Origin of the sequence: Catenovulum adriaticum, assembly GCF_026725475.1 — a bacterium.
Classification (GTDB): domain Bacteria; phylum Pseudomonadota; class Gammaproteobacteria; order Enterobacterales; family Alteromonadaceae; genus Catenovulum; species Catenovulum adriaticum.
On the sequence record NZ_CP109965.1, the window covers coordinates 1,360,127 to 1,377,799 of the forward strand.

At 36.4% G+C, this 17,673-nt stretch carries 11 protein-coding genes and 1 pseudogene; 8 read left to right on the forward strand and 4 right to left on the reverse strand.

Annotation, left to right across the window (positions count from 1 at the left end; translation table 11 throughout):
• Positions 1 to 715: 715 nt before the first annotated feature.
• Positions 716 to 1,141, forward strand: a complete 426-nt coding sequence (locus OLW01_RS06155) for a thiol-disulfide oxidoreductase DCC family protein (RefSeq protein ID WP_268075853.1) — start codon at positions 716 to 718, stop codon at positions 1,139 to 1,141.
• 165 nt (positions 1,142 to 1,306) lie between these two features.
• Here OLW01_RS06155 and OLW01_RS06160 read toward each other — a convergent pair whose 3' ends face one another.
• Entirely contained in the window at positions 1,307 to 3,730 is a 2,424-nt protein-coding gene (locus OLW01_RS06160; protein WP_268075854.1) for a hypothetical protein, read from the reverse strand.
• Between the two features lie 399 nt (positions 3,731 to 4,129).
• On the opposite strand from OLW01_RS06160, the gene OLW01_RS06165 reads away from it, so the two are divergent.
• Positions 4,130 to 6,064: a CHASE3 domain-containing protein gene (locus tag OLW01_RS06165; RefSeq protein WP_268075855.1), complete on the forward strand. Its 1,935-nt coding sequence runs from the start codon at positions 4,130 to 4,132 to the stop codon at positions 6,062 to 6,064.
• 172 nt (positions 6,065 to 6,236) lie between these two features.
• On the opposite strand, the gene OLW01_RS06170 is transcribed toward OLW01_RS06165, so the two are convergent.
• Together OLW01_RS06170 and OLW01_RS06175 are read right to left on the reverse strand one after the other, a co-directional pair.
• Complete coding sequence (locus OLW01_RS06170; RefSeq protein ID WP_268075856.1) at positions 6,237 to 8,555, reverse strand: hypothetical protein; 2,319 nt, start codon at positions 8,553 to 8,555, stop codon at positions 6,237 to 6,239.
• Between the two features lie 579 nt (positions 8,556 to 9,134).
• On the reverse strand, positions 9,135 to 9,947 hold the full coding sequence (locus OLW01_RS06175) for a DUF2989 domain-containing protein (RefSeq protein ID WP_268075858.1): 813 nt from the start codon (positions 9,945 to 9,947) through the stop codon (positions 9,135 to 9,137).
• A gap of 194 nt (positions 9,948 to 10,141) precedes the next feature.
• On the opposite strand from OLW01_RS06175, the pseudogene OLW01_RS06180 reads away from it, so the two are divergent.
• The 6 genes and pseudogenes from OLW01_RS06180 to rmf all read left to right on the forward strand — a co-directional run.
• Positions 10,142 to 10,519: pseudogene (locus tag OLW01_RS06180) on the forward strand (TlpA family protein disulfide reductase); the annotation flags it as partial.
• A gap of 112 nt (positions 10,520 to 10,631) precedes the next feature.
• Positions 10,632 to 12,734 carry a bifunctional 23S rRNA (guanine(2069)-N(7))-methyltransferase RlmK/23S rRNA (guanine(2445)-N(2))-methyltransferase RlmL gene (gene rlmKL, locus OLW01_RS06185; RefSeq protein ID WP_268075859.1) on the forward strand — a complete coding sequence of 701 codons (2,103 nt, stop codon included), beginning with the start codon at positions 10,632 to 10,634 and terminating at the stop codon, positions 12,732 to 12,734.
• Positions 12,731 to 12,997 carry a glutaredoxin family protein gene (locus tag OLW01_RS06190; RefSeq protein WP_268075860.1) on the forward strand — a complete coding sequence of 89 codons (267 nt, stop codon included), beginning with the start codon at positions 12,731 to 12,733 and terminating at the stop codon, positions 12,995 to 12,997. The genes rlmKL and OLW01_RS06190 overlap by 4 nt, the downstream gene beginning before the upstream one ends.
• Complete coding sequence (gene uup / locus OLW01_RS06195; RefSeq protein WP_268075861.1) at positions 12,975 to 14,870, forward strand: ATP-binding cassette ATPase Uup; 1,896 nt, start codon at positions 12,975 to 12,977, stop codon at positions 14,868 to 14,870. Before OLW01_RS06190 ends, uup begins: the two co-directional genes overlap by 23 nt.
• Before the next feature lie 2 nt (positions 14,871 to 14,872).
• A complete protein-coding gene (locus tag OLW01_RS06200; RefSeq protein ID WP_268075862.1) occupies positions 14,873 to 16,600 on the forward strand; it encodes a DUF3466 family protein in 1,728 nt (575 codons plus the stop codon).
• Positions 16,601 to 16,856: 256 nt separating this feature from the next.
• Positions 16,857 to 17,033 (forward strand): ribosome modulation factor, encoded by a 177-nt coding sequence (gene rmf, locus OLW01_RS06205; RefSeq protein ID WP_268075863.1) that lies wholly within the window; start codon positions 16,857 to 16,859, stop codon positions 17,031 to 17,033.
• A gap of 51 nt (positions 17,034 to 17,084) precedes the next feature.
• On the opposite strand, the gene fabA is transcribed toward rmf, so the two are convergent.
• Positions 17,085 to 17,597: a 3-hydroxyacyl-[acyl-carrier-protein] dehydratase FabA gene (fabA, locus tag OLW01_RS06210; protein WP_268075865.1), complete on the reverse strand. Its 513-nt coding sequence runs from the start codon at positions 17,595 to 17,597 to the stop codon at positions 17,085 to 17,087.
• Positions 17,598 to 17,673 lie beyond the last annotated feature (76 nt).

Genomic DNA, 17,673 nt, shown 5'->3' on the forward strand with positions numbered 1-17,673 from the left:
TCAACTTTAATATACAAAAAAGTTTAAATAAAAAGCAATTTTAAGGTTTTTGTTGAAATAATAATTTTCTATGCTAGATAGCGGGTTATGTTTAAAATTATTTAAAAACAATAGGTTAAATTTAGTTTTATTAATAAGTTGTATTGAGAGATATCATTGAGAAAATAATTTTAATCATGCTTTTGAATTTTTATAAACCCATTTATATACATAGCTATATTTAAATGACTGTATATAAACTTAATTAACCTCAACTCGGTTTAATCAATATGTATCAAACGGCGTTTTTTCTCGGGGACTGTGTTAAATTCCTTTGCATACAACCCTATGGGTGGGGGAGACAGTGCGATGCCGGAACCAAAGCCGAGGCTAGCTATTGACGCGTTAATTTACCTTATCCACGCAAAGAAATCTCGTTAAAAACCATGCAAGGCTGTAAGATTAAACAATTCAATTAGTTAGAATACAACACCTTAACCCGAGTTGTGGTTAGTTAGCGTAATGCGATTTTATGACTTTGAGCATCATCCGGAGTTTGGATTGAACTGAATAAGTTAGCTTTTCAAATACAGCAGCCTGCTGTAAATTGCAGTGTAACCATATGCCGTGTTAGAAATATCTTAGTTAGATTGCTAAATCTAACTATTTCTGCCTTGGCTAAGACATTTTCCAGCTTAAATTATAAACAAAGGTAAACTCGGTTTAGGTAAGCATTATGGACAATCACTATATTATTATTTTTGATGGCGTTTGCAATTTTTGTCATGGCGCTGTTAATTTTATCATTAAGCGCGATTATGCTAATCAATTTGTATTTGCGCCTATGCAAAGCCCTGCGGCACAAAGATTAATGGCAGAGTATAAATTAGCAGACGCTGGATGTGATTCTTTCATATTGATAAAAAAAGGTCATTGTTATTTAAGAACGCATGCAGCAATTGAAGTCACTAAAGATTTATCTGGTGCTTGGTATTTATTGTCGGTGTTTAAGGTAGTACCCGCGGTGATTCGTGATTATTTTTATCGTTTGTTAGCGTCAAATCGATATAAATGGTTTGGTAAAAAAGATCGCTGCTTAATGCCTGATGAGAAACTTGATAGTAAGTTTTTGTGGTCAGAAGCATCTCTGTATAAATTATAAATGAGTTGATCTTATTCACTGAATTTTATTAAAAATTAGAAGCTTTATTAATCGTTCTTTATCACTCGCTTTTTTTGGGGCGGGCAGAGTTTGTAAAAGCAGCGCATTGTTCTCATGCGCTGCTTAGGTTGTGGCTTAAGCTTATAAGCTATTCCAAAGCCAACTTTAATGACGGCTTAATTCAACTGAAGTTGAAAATACTTGAAGTACAGCTGAACTCACAAAACCGCCAGTGTCTGAAAATTCAACCGTAACCGTGTTACTTGCTTGAAGTTGATCATAAGGAACCGGAATTTCAATCACGCCAAAAAAGTTAGGTCGGCCAGTTGCTGTTTTGCCTTGTTTTTGATCGTAGCCTTTTACATCAGAAGGCACTGATACTAAATTGCCATTAACAGCGACAACTGGAGAAAGCGACTTATCATGGTCTCGCCCTAATCCTAAGCGTAAAACCGCTTCCCCTTGAGCATTGACACTTACATCGTCAAATGTAAAGTTAATGGCTTGGTTAGCATTTATTGCTTGTTGGTAGGTAGTTGCGTAGTAGCGTTTTTCAGTATTAGATTCGGTTACCTCAATATTGTTTGCATACTCTAAACGGATAATGGTTGTGGCTTCTGCAGGTAATGTTAGCGCTTCTGGCAGCTCCGTTAAGGTTTCTTCAATGAATTGAGATTCATTATTAGCTGTATAGCTTAACTCTTTATAACTAATTGAATCTAAAGTGTTACCGTCGACACCAAGGGCGTTTAAGTTAATTTTTACATCTTCAAACTCTAGGTTGGTTAATACAATGTAAGCCTGGTTGCCATCAACATAGCTATCCGTTAATACATCTATTTCGTCAGAATAGCTATCTACTCGAGTACCTGTTACTTGTGACCATAATTTGTAGAAGTTGACATGATCTGAATAAACCCAAGTGTCATCATTCGAACCATCACGTTCTTTTTTCTGAACCATCAAACGACTAGAGTAAGCGATGCTTTTTCCGTTTACTTCACGGCGTCCCCATTCTGCTTTTACAGGTATAAAAGGAATAACTTTTAAAATATTATTAGGTCGCTCTAAAAATTGAGTATTCATGGTCGTAATTGATAATACCTTTTCAGCATCACGTTGAGGTGTCCAGTCTTCATTTACTCTAGCATGTACCGATGAGCCCACTTCTGAAATTAAAATGGGTTTAACCTGACCAAATTTTAAATAAGTATAGTGCTCAAGCATATCAAGTGTCGCTTCTAAGTTACTGCCTCGGCGGTATCGCTCTGAGTTTTGAAACGTAGGAAAGTCATATAAATGGATTGATATAAAATCCATGTTTTCACCGGCTGTATCAATAAAGAGTTTGTCTCTTTCTTCCCAACGTTGAAAATTATTTTTATCAAAATCAGGGAAGGCAATGGTATAACCTCCAATCATAATATCGTCATTTTTACTTTCTTTTCTAATTTCTGCCGCCACTGTATTATGAAACTCAAAGACTTTTAGGGGTTCAACATAATTAGCTTGGCCTTCACGATCTGTCGTTAAATCATATAAAGGCTCGTTCATTACTTCAAAGTAAGTGGGTTTGGTTTGGCCCATATCAGTTTCACTTTGAGCAAAAAAGTTTGCTAAAAATTGCGACATATAATGGCCCGTTGCTGTTCCGAAGGGTTCTTGCGCAGTATCTGTTTGCGAAAATGCCCAGTCGGGATCGCCATTTACAGGCTTTATTAACGTACCTTCTGGCCAATATGGATGTTGCTGACCACCAGCAATCATATCTTGCATTCGATCTTCTACTAAACGGGCATTTACGTTTTTATAACTTGTGCCATTATCGTAAATCCACTTAACATCACCGCCACGTTGACTGGCAGATGTTTCATCTACAAAACCCGGTTTAGTCGCATCTTGTGAGACATTACGTAAGTTCCAGCCTATTGAACCAGTATCTCGGCCAAAATAAACGTCATAGCCGCGCATAAAATCTAGCATTAAATCTTCACCTAATTCGTTAGGTGCATCTAAGCTATGTACATCGTTTTGACCCCAACCATTCTCTAAATTATTTGCATGTATCGTAATATACTTTTGTCGGTCTAAGGTTTCTATTCCGCCAACACTATGCTTCATGTTTAAATTGACATCCACTTGAACAACACCATCGTCAATAATTTGCTCGGCTAAGGTCGTTACCGTGAAAGTTTGGGTTACCCCACCTATGCTTAATGTCGCTGAATTTTCGGTTAAAAAAGTACTGGATGATTGTAATCTAACGACGACCGAATCTTGGTTGTTTACTTGCCCCTCAGATTGAGTGAATTCGCCCCCATTAACTGCATATTCACCACCTTCAATTGAAATAGGGGTTGCTGTATTAATACCGCTTACCGTCACCGTATTTGAGTTAATCTGGGTATTTAAAGTGGCGTCGTCAATTGCGGTTAGGGTAAAGTTATTAGGTGTTGTATCTTTAGCGGTTTCTTCTGGGGTATTGGCGTCATCTGATCCTCCAGATCCGCCACAGGCTGTTAAATTGAGCGCTGAAGCAATACAAATTGCGGCTAAGCTGAATTTCATCTTACGATCGATTAATGTCATGTTAACACCTTGCATAGGATTGATTATAAAATTTTAATTTGGTTAATTTTATACATAATTTTGTATATTGTATACAATAATTGTGTTTTTAATGTTTTATTAATGCATGTTAGATGTTGTTTGTTTTGTTGAAATGTAAAAATAGAAACTAGCTTTATACGCGCTCTGTTATCATTAGATGAAAACAGATAAAAGGCAGGAATATAGCTAAATAATGGTTAGTCATTGTTTAGCTAAAAATATAAGCATTTAATTTTTAGGGATATATTTTGATATAGTCTTAAATAAAATACTTTGTATTAGGCATGTTTTTATTTATAAAGTTATAAGATAATTAGGTATTAAATAAGTATTTTTACTACAATTGTTAGTAAGTATAAACAGGAATCATGGTTACTGATGACCAAACTGACGTTACAGCAAACGCTTAAATTATTTTTAGTCTCTATTGTTTTGATTGGTATTACTTGTCTTTACATTGTTAATTCAACGCTTCATAAAGCTCAGGAGAATGAAGAGTGGGTGACTCATACCTATCAAGTTATTATTGTATTAGAGTCTGTTAGAAATCATATCCAAATAGCAGAGTCAAACCAACGTGGTTTTTTATTGACGTTAAATGAGGCTTATCTTGATTCTTTCACTGAGTCTATCGATTTAGCTCTTGATGAATTAGTTAAATTAAAGCAGCTAACCACAGATAGTTTAGAGCAACAACAAAAACTTAAATCGCTAACCAAACTCACTCAAGCTAAATTTTCAGAGCTCAAAAAAACCGTGCAATTAGCGAAATCAAGTCAATTATCCGAATCATTAAATATATTAAAAAATAATTCGGGTAAAAAGTTAATGGACCAGATTAACACGATAATTACCCAGCTTAATGATCACGAAAAATACTTACTCAAAATACGTAAAAATGCTTTTAACGATGCTAAAAACATGAGTAAATTCCTATTTATTGGATGCATTATTTTAATTTTATTTTTGGTTTTTAGCGCTACGATTTATATAAAAAGAAGTGCCATTGACCCACTTGCAAAATTAACACAGCAACTAACAAACACAACAGACGATAATATGCCATCTATTAGCTCAAAGCACGCTAGTGTAGAAGTAAAACTACTGAGCAATACGCTAAAAAGGTTGATGCAGGATGTTAATTATAACATGAATGCACTTAAACTAGCTCAAAGAACAGCAGAAGAAAGTAGCCAAATCAAAACTCAGTTTTTGTCTAACATGAGCCATGAAATTCGTACGCCATTAAACGGTATTATTGGTACCTTACAAATTTTAGCCCAGAGCAAAAACGAGATAAAAATTCAAAATTTAATTGATAAATCGCTTCTTTCAAGTAAGAGTTTATTAACCATTATTAATGATATTTTAGATTTCTCTAAAATGGATGCTGGTATGCTAAATCTTGAAAAAACGGTATTTGCGTTCAAAGAAATTGCAGAATTAGTTATTTCAGATTTAACGGCCATAGCTAGAGAAAAAGGCATAGCGTTAGAATTGCATTATGATAAAAATTTTGTGGATGGTTGGATGGGTGACCCGGTTCGAGTGCATCAGATATTACTTAACTTAACATCAAACGCTGTTAAATTTACTGAATCGGGTTATGTCAAAATATATATATCCAGTAGCGGATTGGATGCAAAATCTAAACTGATGATAACAATTGAAGATACAGGTTCGGGAATGAGTCCTCAAACGGTCAGCCAGCTTTTTACCCGTTTTAAGCAAGCGGATAGTTCAACCACCCGTAAATTTGGTGGAACTGGCTTAGGTTTAGCGATAACTCACTCTTTAGTGACCCAAATGGAAGGCGACATAAACGTATCCAGTGAGTTAGGTGAAGGCAGCTTATTTAAAGTTGCCTTGCCATTAGCGCAAGCTGAGTTAACGGGCGCAAAAGTTGATCAAATTGCGACTGAAATGCCCAACTTATCAGCTAAAACAATATTAGTGGCAGAAGATAACGAAATTAATCAAACCATTATAGAGGCGATGTTAAGTGCATCTCAGGCAAAAATCATCATTGTAAATAATGGGAAAGAGGCAGTTGAAATTGCTGAAGCTCAGCAACCTGATTTGATTTTTTTAGATATTCAAATGCCAGTGATGGACGGTATTGAAGCCTGTAAAATTATTCGTGCAATGTATCCTTCACTACCTATTTTAGCTCTGACCGCCAATGTAATGGCGGATGACGTTAAATTTTATTACTCGATTGGTTTTACGGATCACTTGGGCAAACCTATTATTATCGATTTATTACATCAAAAGCTTAATACATATCTAGCTCAGTCAGTGATTAATCACTAGGGCGTGTGAATCTTTGTATTATTTTTTTATAAACAAAGATAAACACACTCTAGGTTTAATTAGCCTAATCCTGCAGGTATGCTCAACTGCATCTAAAAGGTGTTAGATAATCTGTTCAATAGTCAGGTTAGTATCCAAACTGGATACTAACCTGTGATATCGTTAATTTAGGTTAATTAAATCGAGTTAAAGCCGCTGAAGTTTCAAATACTTGCATTGTCATACTTGAAATATAACCGCCAGTGTCATCAAAACGAACGTCAATGGTGTTGTTTTTTTGGAGTAAATGGTAGGGAACAGGAATTTCAATTACCCCAAAAAAGCTGTCACGCGTTTTTTGATCATAGCCCCTAAAATCTTTTGGCACGATTAAATTAGTACCATTAACCGTTATGGTTGGTTCTAATGACAAGTTATGCGCCCGACCTAAACCTAAACGCAACACAGCTTCGCCGGATGTGGTGCTAGTTTGCACATCATTAATCGCAAATTGTGTACTGTTATTAGCGGTAATTTGTTGTTTAAATTTGTCAGCGTAATATTTAGTTTCGTTTGAGGTTTCATTGACCACTATGTCAGATGCGTACGTGATTTTAATAATGCTGGTTGCATGTGCATTCACAGTAAATTGTTTTGCATTATTATCTAAATCACCTTGCGCCAATTCAGGCGCTGATTGAGCATCATTGTAGTATAAATGCTTATAGCTGATTGAATTAATTTGTGTATTATTGTTTTCGTTTAAATTGAAATTAAACTCAACATCATCTGCTTCTAAATTATTCACAATTAAATACAGAGTATTACCATCGACATAGGCATCTGTTTGCAAATCTAAATCAGAGGGTTTGCTGTCAATGCGCTTGCCTTTTACTTCAGACCATAATTGATAGAATTTTTCCATTTCAGAGAAAACCCATTCGCCATCATTGTTGGTCACATTTATACTACCATCTAGTTCATCTTTTAATACGAATAAACGTGATGGATAGCGATGACCGTCACTATCCACGCCGGCATTACCTGACCATAACGCTTTTAAGATAAAAAATGGCATAGAGGTCATAATTTGATCTGGTTTATCCATCAGCTGCATCATGATTGAAGAAAATGAGCGAATATTCCACCAATCTTCTTGCTTCGAGTAGGGCGTGCTTTTGTAATGTGGTGAATAAAAACCGTATTCAGATATAACCCAAGGTTTAGCATCTCCGGTTGAAATCACACTATATTGCTCAATCATATCTAAAATAGCTTCAACGTTAGAGCCTGATCTAAATTGATGGTTGCTGTTATCGTGTCCATCATATAAATGAATTGAATAAAAGTCGACTTGCTCACCAGCGCCATCAATAAAGGTTTTCCATGTATTATCAAATAGTTGAAAGCCGCTGTTATTGGCTTCTAGCGCGGGGTAAGCAGCAGTGTAGCCGCCAACTTTTACGTTGGGGTGATCTTGATGTATACGTTGTGCCACCACTTTATGTAGCTCAGTTATATTGGCATTAGACGAATTTAAATCACCGGAATGAACAAAAGGTTCATTCATTACTTCAATTATTTTTGGTTTTTGCTCACCAGTTGTACCGCCAGAGCCAAAATATTTATTTAACCACTCACTTAAAAAACGGCCGTATTCATCATAGCTTGCCAGCCAAGTGTTACCATAGCAGTCGGTATTACAGTTATTTTTTTCTTGATGAGGGTACATAACCGGTTGGCCCCCATACATCATGTTAGCCATGCGATCTTCAAATTGGTGCTCGTGCGTGCTGTTAATGTAATTGCTTTTTGTTTGATTGCCAAAAATGGTCATTTGATCGTCATCAACAATGCCTTCGGTTGCGCTTGTTTCTAGTCGCTTTAATTGCCAGGGGAGTGCGCCATTGTTTCTCCCGTAATACACATCATAATCTTCAATGAATTGCTTTTGTGTTTCGTTATCAGGCCATTCGCTATCGCTAGTTGCAATATGCATGGTGATATATCTGCTGCGATCAAATGAATCAACGCCACCTTTGGTATGACTCACATTTAAATTTACATCAACTTGATAGCCTAATGCCGTTACGGGTTCTGGTTTTGTTGTGAATTCAAACGTTTTGCTGAGCTCACCTACAGTTAGCGTTATTTTAGTTAAGGTGCTGTAAGTTTCAGCTGTTGTAGCTCTCACTTTTATGTTTTGGTTATTGTTGATTGTACTAGGAGAAGATGTATAAGAATTATTATCAATTGCATATTCGCCTCCTGATATGCTGATCTTTGTAGCACTGTTAATACCCGTTATTGTGACACTGTTTGATTCTATTAACGTATTAACAGCTAAATTACTTTGGGCTTGAAAGCTAAAAGCATCAGGCGTGGTGTCTTCTGTTATTTCTGGTTTGTCATTATTTGAATTACTTGAGCCACCACCACAACTTATCAATGAAACAGAGGTTAATAAAATAAAACTGAGTTTTGATAATTTGAATTTATAATTTTTATTCATAGTCATTCCTTTCTATGTTAATAGTTGTTTGTGTATTGTTGTCAATGTTAGGTGTTTTTTATTTTGTTTTCAATTTGAATTTAAAATTGTTAATTTTAATATAAAATAAGCGAGTGGGTTTAAGTATGAAGTGCCATTTAGTTAAATATGAATTCAGCTAGGCGGTATAGATTAAATTGTTTAGCAAAGCAGGGTAGGGATAACACGGCGTACTATGTAAGCTATAAAATTAAACTATGAAGGCTAATTTTGAGCGTCTTTTAACACAAAGTAGGCTACTTTAGGGAGGGCGATGAAGCTGAAAGCTATCAGATTGAACAATCACATAACTTATTGTTTTATGAATCCTTTATTTTAAATATAAAACTAAAGTGTGTATTTTTTATGCTTGGTTTGCACCAGTGCTTAAAATAAACTCATTGAAATACCGGCCATTTCAAAATTGGCCAGTTAGCTAACAAGTTTACTATTGGTTTAATTGAGTTAGTTAAATTTAAATAATTTATAAAACTGCTTTTTTAAACCATGGGGTAATGAAATTTAAAAATTAGAGCGACATACATTTTAGGCATTTTGTATTTAGCGATTTGGCGGAATAAATTGGCCGTCGCGTATTTGCTCGCTGTACTTTTCAACTAGTTGGTTCAGTCCGTCTATATTGTTGCCTTGGTTTTGTAACAGTGCAGTTAATGGCGCAAGATCAATATCTTTATAGCCATATTCTTGAGCGATTTTACCCCAAACGTAAGCGTGCCTATATTTTTCTTCTTTAATAAATAGCGTACTTAGCGTTTTTAAAATTTCGACCTGCAAAGGCGCTGTCCCATCATAAATTTCAAGTGCGTGATAAAGGGTATCTATGGTTAAGTCACGATCAAATTTTACATAATATGTTGCCAATTTGAGTTGTAATTCAGGCGTTTGCAAAATGCCCGTATCACGTAATGCTAAAAACTTTTGCATGGCTTGTTCGCTGCCATTGCGTGACCAGTGCCAATATAATAAATAAGGGTCGTTTGAATCTTGGGTAGCTTGTGAAAGCCGGTTTAATTCTTTTAACGAAGTAATATAACCTTTAACTCTTGACGTTTTTTTCTCTTTAAGTTTAATGTGCTCAATATGTGACGCTTTTTCAACGCATACCGAATAACGCTCTAAATCAAGCATGAGTTGGTATCTAACTTGATCGCTTGGGTTTTGTTGTTCTTGGTGACGTCCCAAAATAACCTTTCGACGCTCTAATTTACACCAAGAGTCAGAATTTAAGTCATTGCAAAGCTGAGGTTGATTTTCACAAATTGAGCGTAGTGTTGGGCCTGAATCACAAGCGGTTAAGGTAAAAATAGCAATTAACAAAAAAAATGTATTTTTTGTCCATTCAGTTAGTTTCAATGGAACCACCGTGAGTTAAAAGTTACTAAGAGGGATGTTAATTAAAATAATACCTTAAAATGCATGTAAAAAAAATCGCAAGTATGCTGTTCCAGTTGTTTTTAATCGTCTTGTTTTATTTTCTTATCGAACATTTTTTAACGAAAGATATGTTGGATACAGATAAAACCGTGCCATAAACCCAATTTTCGCTAAAGTCCGTTCAATTTAATCAAAATCAAATTGTTAATTTTGCAGCTAAAGATAAGCAGACTTTGTTGTATTTTTTTGCGCCTTGGTGTCAGGTGTGTCATTTAAGCATGCCTAATTTGCTTGATATCCATCAAAATTATGCCTATAAAGTTAATATCATTGCCATCGCTTTAGACTATCAATCTAAAAATGAGGTGACTGATTTTTTAGCGAAGCATGAACTAAACTTTCCGGTTTTTTATGGTAATCGTGAGCTACGAAACTTATTTAAAGTGAACCGTTATCCCAGTTATTATTTAATACAAGATACTGGTGTAGTGACAGATAAAGTAACGGGCTACACTACAGAGATAGGCATGAAACTCAGGCTCGATATTTAATTTAGCAAAACAGGGTTAATAACCGTTACTCGATACCTTTATAACGATAATTGTAAGTTTTAAGTTAGTCAGGGATAGGCTATAATAACGCGTCAATTTTCTGGAGTATTCAATGGCGCGTTTTTTAGTTACCACCTCAAAAGGTTTAGAAAATCTTTTAGAACAAGAGCTGCAAAGTTTTTCTATTGAAAACATTAAACTATCGGTGTCTTCCGTTTGGTTTGAAGGTTCATTAGAGCAAGCATACCAAGTTTGTTATCGTTCGCGTTTAGCAAATAAGGTTTTGCTTGAACTGGCGAGTGCCGAGTGCTCAGGCAAAGAAGATTTATATCAATTAACTCAATCGATTGATTGGTCGATGCAATTTAATGACCGCTGCACTTTTAGTGTTGATTTTAATGGGGTAAACGAGCAGTTACGTAACACCCAGTTTAGTGCGCAAGTCGTTAAAGATGCAATTGTTGATATGTTTCAAGACGAATTAGGGCGTCGTCCAAATGTTGATAAAGCGCAATCAGATATCCGGTTTCAGGGTCGTTTAATTAAAAAAAATGCGCATATTTTTATCGATTTATCAGGTCCAAGTTTGCATCAGCGCGGTTATCGCGTAAACGCTGGGCGTGCACCTATTAAAGAAAATATTGCCGCAGGCGTGGTGTTGCGATCGGGCTGGTTAGACAATACGCAACAACCTTTAATTGATTATTTTTGCGGTTCAGGCACTTTGCTTATTGAAGCTGCACAAATGGCACTAAAATTTCCGCCTCAGCAATATCGTCGAGATTGGGGCTTTACCCATTGGTTAGGTCATAATCAAAATATGTTTGAGCAAGTTAAAGCTCAAGCCGATAGTGAAATTATAACCGACAGCAAATTACGTATTTATGGCATAGATATTAATCAGCGTGAATTAAAAATTGCAGAACAAAATGCGCAAGACGCCGGCGTGGCAGAGCATATTCATTTTCAGCGCGGTAACGCTTTAGACTCCATGATAGATTTTAACGAAGTAGGCCATATTATTTCAAACCCACCTTATGGTGAACGCTTAGAAGATGAACTCAAAATAGCGAATTTGTATTTAGATTTTGGTGCCAAGTTAAAACAAAAATACGAAAACTGGCAACTTACCTTAATTAGTTCGGCGGTGGAGCAATTACGCCAAATTAAATTGTCGGCGTCTAAAAAATATAAGTTAAAAAATGCTTCGTTAGATTGTGTGATTGCTAAATATACCATTGAAGCCGGTCAGGGTGATGACCCGCGCGATAAAATGGCGTTAGAGTTTCAAAACCGACTGAAAAAAAATATTAAACAGTTAAGTAAACTGGCTAAACAAGTACCAACTGAATGTTATCGGGTTTATGACGCCGATTTACCAAATTACAACGTTGCGATTGATGTATATGGCGATAGTTTGGTGATTCAGGAATATGCAGCGCCTAAAAATATTCCGGTTGAAAAAACGCAAGCCAGATTAAATGAAGTATTGTTGACGGCACCTAGAATTCTAGATATTGACAATAATAAAGTGGCGGTAAAAGTACGTAAGCGTCAAAAAGGAAACTCGCAGTATCAGCGTAACGCGACTCGCGATGATTACTTTACAGTGCAAGAAGCCAATGCGCTTTTTTATGTCAATATTCACGACTTTTTAGACACTGGCTTGTTTTTAGATCACCGTGATATGCGCTTGTTAATTCAAAAAGAATCAAAAGACAAAACGGTCCTAAACTTGTTTTCTTATACCTGCAGTGTCAGCGTGCATGCAGTTTTAGGCGGCGCGTCGCAAGTTACTTCGGTCGATCTATCGAAAAAGTATTTAGACTGGGGTAAACAAAACTTTGAATTAAACAATATTAACCCTTCTTGGCATCAGTTTTTTGCGGAAGATAGTTTAGATTGGCTGAAAAAATCTAAACAAAGTTTTGATCTTATCTTTATTGACCCGCCAAGCTTTTCAAACTCTAAAAAGCTCGATAATACTTTTGATGTGCAACGAGATCATATTAGTTTAATTGAAAACGCCTTAGCTAAGCTTAATCCAAATGGCGACATTTATTTTTCTAATAATTTACGCAGCTTTAAATTAGATACAGAAGCATTAGCTGAACTTGGATTAGTAGCAACTAATTTAAGCCAACAAACCTTGCCATTTGACTTTAAACGCAGAGCAAATATTAGACAAGTTTGGAAAATACAAAAGCAACAATGAGCGACTTAGTTTTATACGGTACAGATGGCTGCCATTTATGTAACGACGCGCAGCTTGTTTTGCAAAATTTAGGTTTGCTCACTCAGGTTGATTTAATTGATATTGCTCTGGCAGAGAATAGCGAATGGTTAATTGCGCAATTTGGTGAAAAAATACCTGTGTTGTTGGATGTACCGAGTCAACAAATGTTATGCTGGCCGTTTGACGAAGCCAGCTTATTAAATTGGTTAAATACGCATTATGAATTTATATCGGATAACTAAAGCTGAACTGGCTTTTGGTGATCACTCATTATTAAAAAACGCTGATTTTCATATCAACCGTGGTGAAAAAATTTGTATTTTGGGCCGTAATGGCGCAGGCAAATCTACCTTATTAAAAGTAATAGCCGGCGAACAACAACTGGATAGTGGCGATACTAATATTCGCAGCGAAACCAAAATTGCCCGTTTGCCACAAGATCCTCCTAAAGCCTCTAGCGGCGTAGTTTATCAGTATGTGGCACAAGGTTTGGGGGAAGTAGGTGAAACGCTTGCGCATTTTTATCACCTGAGCCAAGACGCAAATGCCGACTTAACTGAGCTTGCTAATATTCAACAAAAAATTGATAAATTAGATGGTTGGCAATTTGAACCTAAAATACAACAAGTTATTTCTCGGTTAGGGTTGGATGCCAACGCCTCGTTAAATGGTTTATCAGGTGGCTGGTTACGTAAAGTTGCCTTGGCACAAGCTTTAGTGGTTGAGCCGGATATTTTATTACTGGATGAACCAACTAACCATTTAGATTATCAATCAATTAACTGGCTTGAGCAATTTTTAAAAGATTATAATGGCGCTTTGGTTTTTATTAGCCATGACAGGGCTTTTGTACGTAATGTTGCCAACAGAATTGTTGATTTAGACCGCGGTCGTTTAATTAGCTTTGAGCGTGGTTATACCCAATATTTAGTGGATAAAGAAGCCTTTTTAAAAGCAGAAGAAGCAGAAAACAAAAGGTTTGATGACAAACTAGCCCAAGAAGAAGTGTGGATTAGGCAAGGGATTAAAGCCAGGCGGACTCGCAATGAGGGCCGAGTACGACATTTAGAACAAATGCGCCGAGATAGAAAACAGCGCCGAGAGGTACAGGGCACTGCTAACCTGAATTTAGATGAAGCTAATAAATCCGGTAAATTAGTTGCAGAGGTTAATCATTTATCCTATCGCTATGATGATAAATTAAATATAGTTGAAGATTTTAGCTGCTTAATTTTACGAGGTGACAAAATTGCCTTAGTGGGACCAAATGGTTGTGGTAAATCGACTTTTATTAAGCTCATTATGGGACAAATTACCCCAGATGCGGGTGAAGTTAAATTAGGCACCAATTTAGACATTGTTTATTTCGACCAATATCGAGCACAATTAGATGAAGACCAGTCGGTTATTGATAATGTAGCCGATGGCAAACAAGATGTTATTTTTAATGGCCAATCTCGTCATGCTTTAGGTTATTTACAAGACTTTTTGTTTTCGCCCCAGCGTGCACGCTCTCCGGTAAAATCTTTATCTGGCGGCGAAAAAAATAGGTTATTATTAGCAAAATTATTTTTAAAGCCAGCTAATTTATTGGTATTAGATGAACCCACTAATGACCTGGATGTAGAAACCTTAGAGTTATTGGAAGAGTTGATTGATAGTTATCAAGGCACTTTATTGTTGGTTTCACATGATAGAGAATTTGTCGATAATACGGTTACATCCAGTTTCTTTTTTCATGGAAATGGCCAAATTGAAGAATTTATGGGCGGATATGAAACCATTATTCCTCATTTAGCTGAGCGTGAAGCGCAAATAAAGCAAGCTCAAAGTGATAAATCTGAACCTAGTGCAAAAAAGTTGGTCGAAAAACCTCGAAATACAAAAGTAAAACTGTCATACAAGCAAAAACGTTTGTTAGAATCACTGCCTCAAACCATAGAGTCACTCGAAGTTCAAATTGCGGCACTACAAGATGAAATTAATTCACCAGAGTTTTTTACATTGCAAGCCGATATCACTCAGCAAAAACTGGATGAATTGGCAAAGGTTGAAACTGAGCTCGAAACCGCATTTGAGCAGTGGGAAGAATTGGAAAGTCTGGAAAACGAATAAATATGATAAATAAAATATTAAAATCAAGCGCGATCTTAGGGTATATAGCACTACAAACTTCGGTTTGGGCTGCAAATACAACAACATACCGAATCGAAGTGATTGAAACGCCGGAGGAGTATAAAAGTAGTTTTCCAATTGGCATAAACAATCAAGGTGATGTAGCAGCAGCTTTTCCAATTACTGGCAATCGATTTGAATTTCCTGTTGATGTGTCTTTACTGGATTTTGATCAAACTGACATTAGCTTGGCTGCCACTTTGTCATCTTTTAGTGATGGTAACTCTACGTTTTTAGACTCAGTTAAAAAAGGACGCTTTAACTCGACCAGCTTATCTTTCGTATTAAATTATCTTGCGGAATATAACGGTGATGGTGTACACCAACAAATAGGTCTGATGCGCGGTGCTTTATCTGATAAGGATAATTTAGAAGAGCTGGCAATATTTGATGTTGAGAACCCTGAAACTGATGAATATACCTATTTTCATACTGAACAAATAAACGATATTAATAGTTTAGCTTGGATAGCGGGCTCAACCAGTTCACCTTTGACCAAAACTGATATTGATGGCGATACTTGGTTAATGCCTGAGTTTATTCATCGTGGTTTTGTTCGTTTTTCCAATAGAGCAGTTACGTTACCGCCATTTTATGATGATGAAGATGCTTTAGGTGGTTTTAGTTATGCAACTGATATATCTGACTCTGGTTATGTTGTTGGCTATGCGTCTGTTGCTGGCAGCAGCACTTTAGATGCATTAATTGAAAGCTGCCGAATTAATAGAGATACCGTACCTGAAGACGTTTGCCTATGGCGAAATCTTAATAATGTGCAAGCGCAAAATAGTTTATTTAGAAATCGTGCTTATTTATGGAAAGTGAATGGCAATGGGGACATTACCGAAAAACGCTCGCTTGGGATTGCAATTGACAATCCAGATTTAGCTGAAAGTTTGGATTATACGAGTCGTGCATTTGCGGTTAATGATAAAGGGCTTGCGGTTGGCGAATCAAGCGTGATTGATGTTAATAACCAACTGAAAGTGCAAGCGGTATTGTTTAACGAAACCAATGTGTTTGCGATGACTAATCCACTTGAAAACCCACAAAGTCGCGCAATTGACATTAATAACAATGATATTGTAATTGGTACTATGTACGACACGGCTGGTTTAAGCGGGGTTCTAAAAAGTTTTTATTACGACATCGATAGTGGTTCGGTAGAAGTGACACCTCTTTCAGATTTTTTTGTGAGTGCGAATACCAAAGCTAAAGCAATTAATGACCAAAATATCATTGTGGGCGAAACTGATGCAGCTGGCCTAGCCAGTGGCACTAAACCCAAACATGGTTTTGTGTATGATATTTCAACGGATGAGATGCAAGATTTAAATGATCTACTTAGTTGTGAGACTGACTTTACCATTGTGGATGCAGTTGATATTAACGATGACGGTGTCATTTTGGCAAGAGCCTCTTTGGTGCAGACAGCACGTGATTTAATGGGCAATTCAGTGATTAATTCAAGTACTGATAGTTCTTCTATTGAGCAAGTAGAATACACGGTTAAATTAATACCTGACCTAATTGCCGCTGATAGCTGTGATGCACCAGATAATGAAGTGACCATTAAACGTAAAGGGGCAAGTTTTACCTCTAGCATACTGTTATTATTGTTTATTACATTTTTGTTTAAGAGACGTAATATTCATTCGAAAACAATCTAAAAACAGTCCACTATTCATTAATTCACTAACACCTGATAAATCAGTGTGTTAGTGAATTAACCTTTCAAAATGCTAAACCCGTCTACTTTTTTGATATTGCATTCCTACACTATTTTCGTTAATTTTTGAGTTGCTGCTTAGAGAGTTTAATCGGGATTTTGAGATCCTAAACGCGTTAAATTTTTACGTTGGTTATCCTCATTTAAGTTGGCATATATTAATTTTTCATCCGAATAAAATGGATAAGGAAAGCTAAATGAAAAGACAAAAGCGTGATCGTTTAGAAAGAGCCCAATCCAGAGGCTATCAAGCAGGTATCGTTGGTAAAACTAAAGAGTGTTGTCCGTATCAAGATGCTGATATTAAAGCTCAATGGCTTGGGGGATGGCGAACCGCTGTTGATGATAGAGTCTCGTTTTTTGGAGGAAAATAGAAAAAAGCCCGAAAGGGCTTTTTTCTTATCTGACATTTAAAAAGACGGGAATTAAAAAGACGATGTATCTTGGAATAAACCGACTTTTAAATCTTTAGCTTCGTAAATAACTTTACCATCAACTGCAACAGTCCCATCACCAATGCCCATGAAAAGCTTGCGTTTAATAACACGCTTTAAATCGATACGGTAAGTTACTTTTTTAGCCGTTGGTAAAATTTGGCCTGTGAATTTAACTTCACCTACCCCTAAAGCTCGACCTTTACCTGGGCCGCCACTCCAGCCTAAGAAAAAACCAACTAGCTGCCACATAGCATCTAAACCTAAACAACCAGGCATAACTGGATCACCTGGAAAATGGCAATCAAAAAACCATAGGTCAGGCGTGATATCTAGTTCGGCTTCAATATAACCTTTACCAGCGCTACCACCATCTTCTGTGATTGATACAATTCTGTCCATCATTAACATATTAGGAGCGGGTAGTTGGCTATTGCCTGGGCCAAATAATTCACCACGGCTGCAAGCAAGTAGCTCTTCTTTATTAAAACTATTTTGATTCATTAGCTATCATCTATATTTATTCAAGAAAAATCGCGCATACTTTAGCGAACAGGTGTTCGCTAAACAAGAGCAAGCC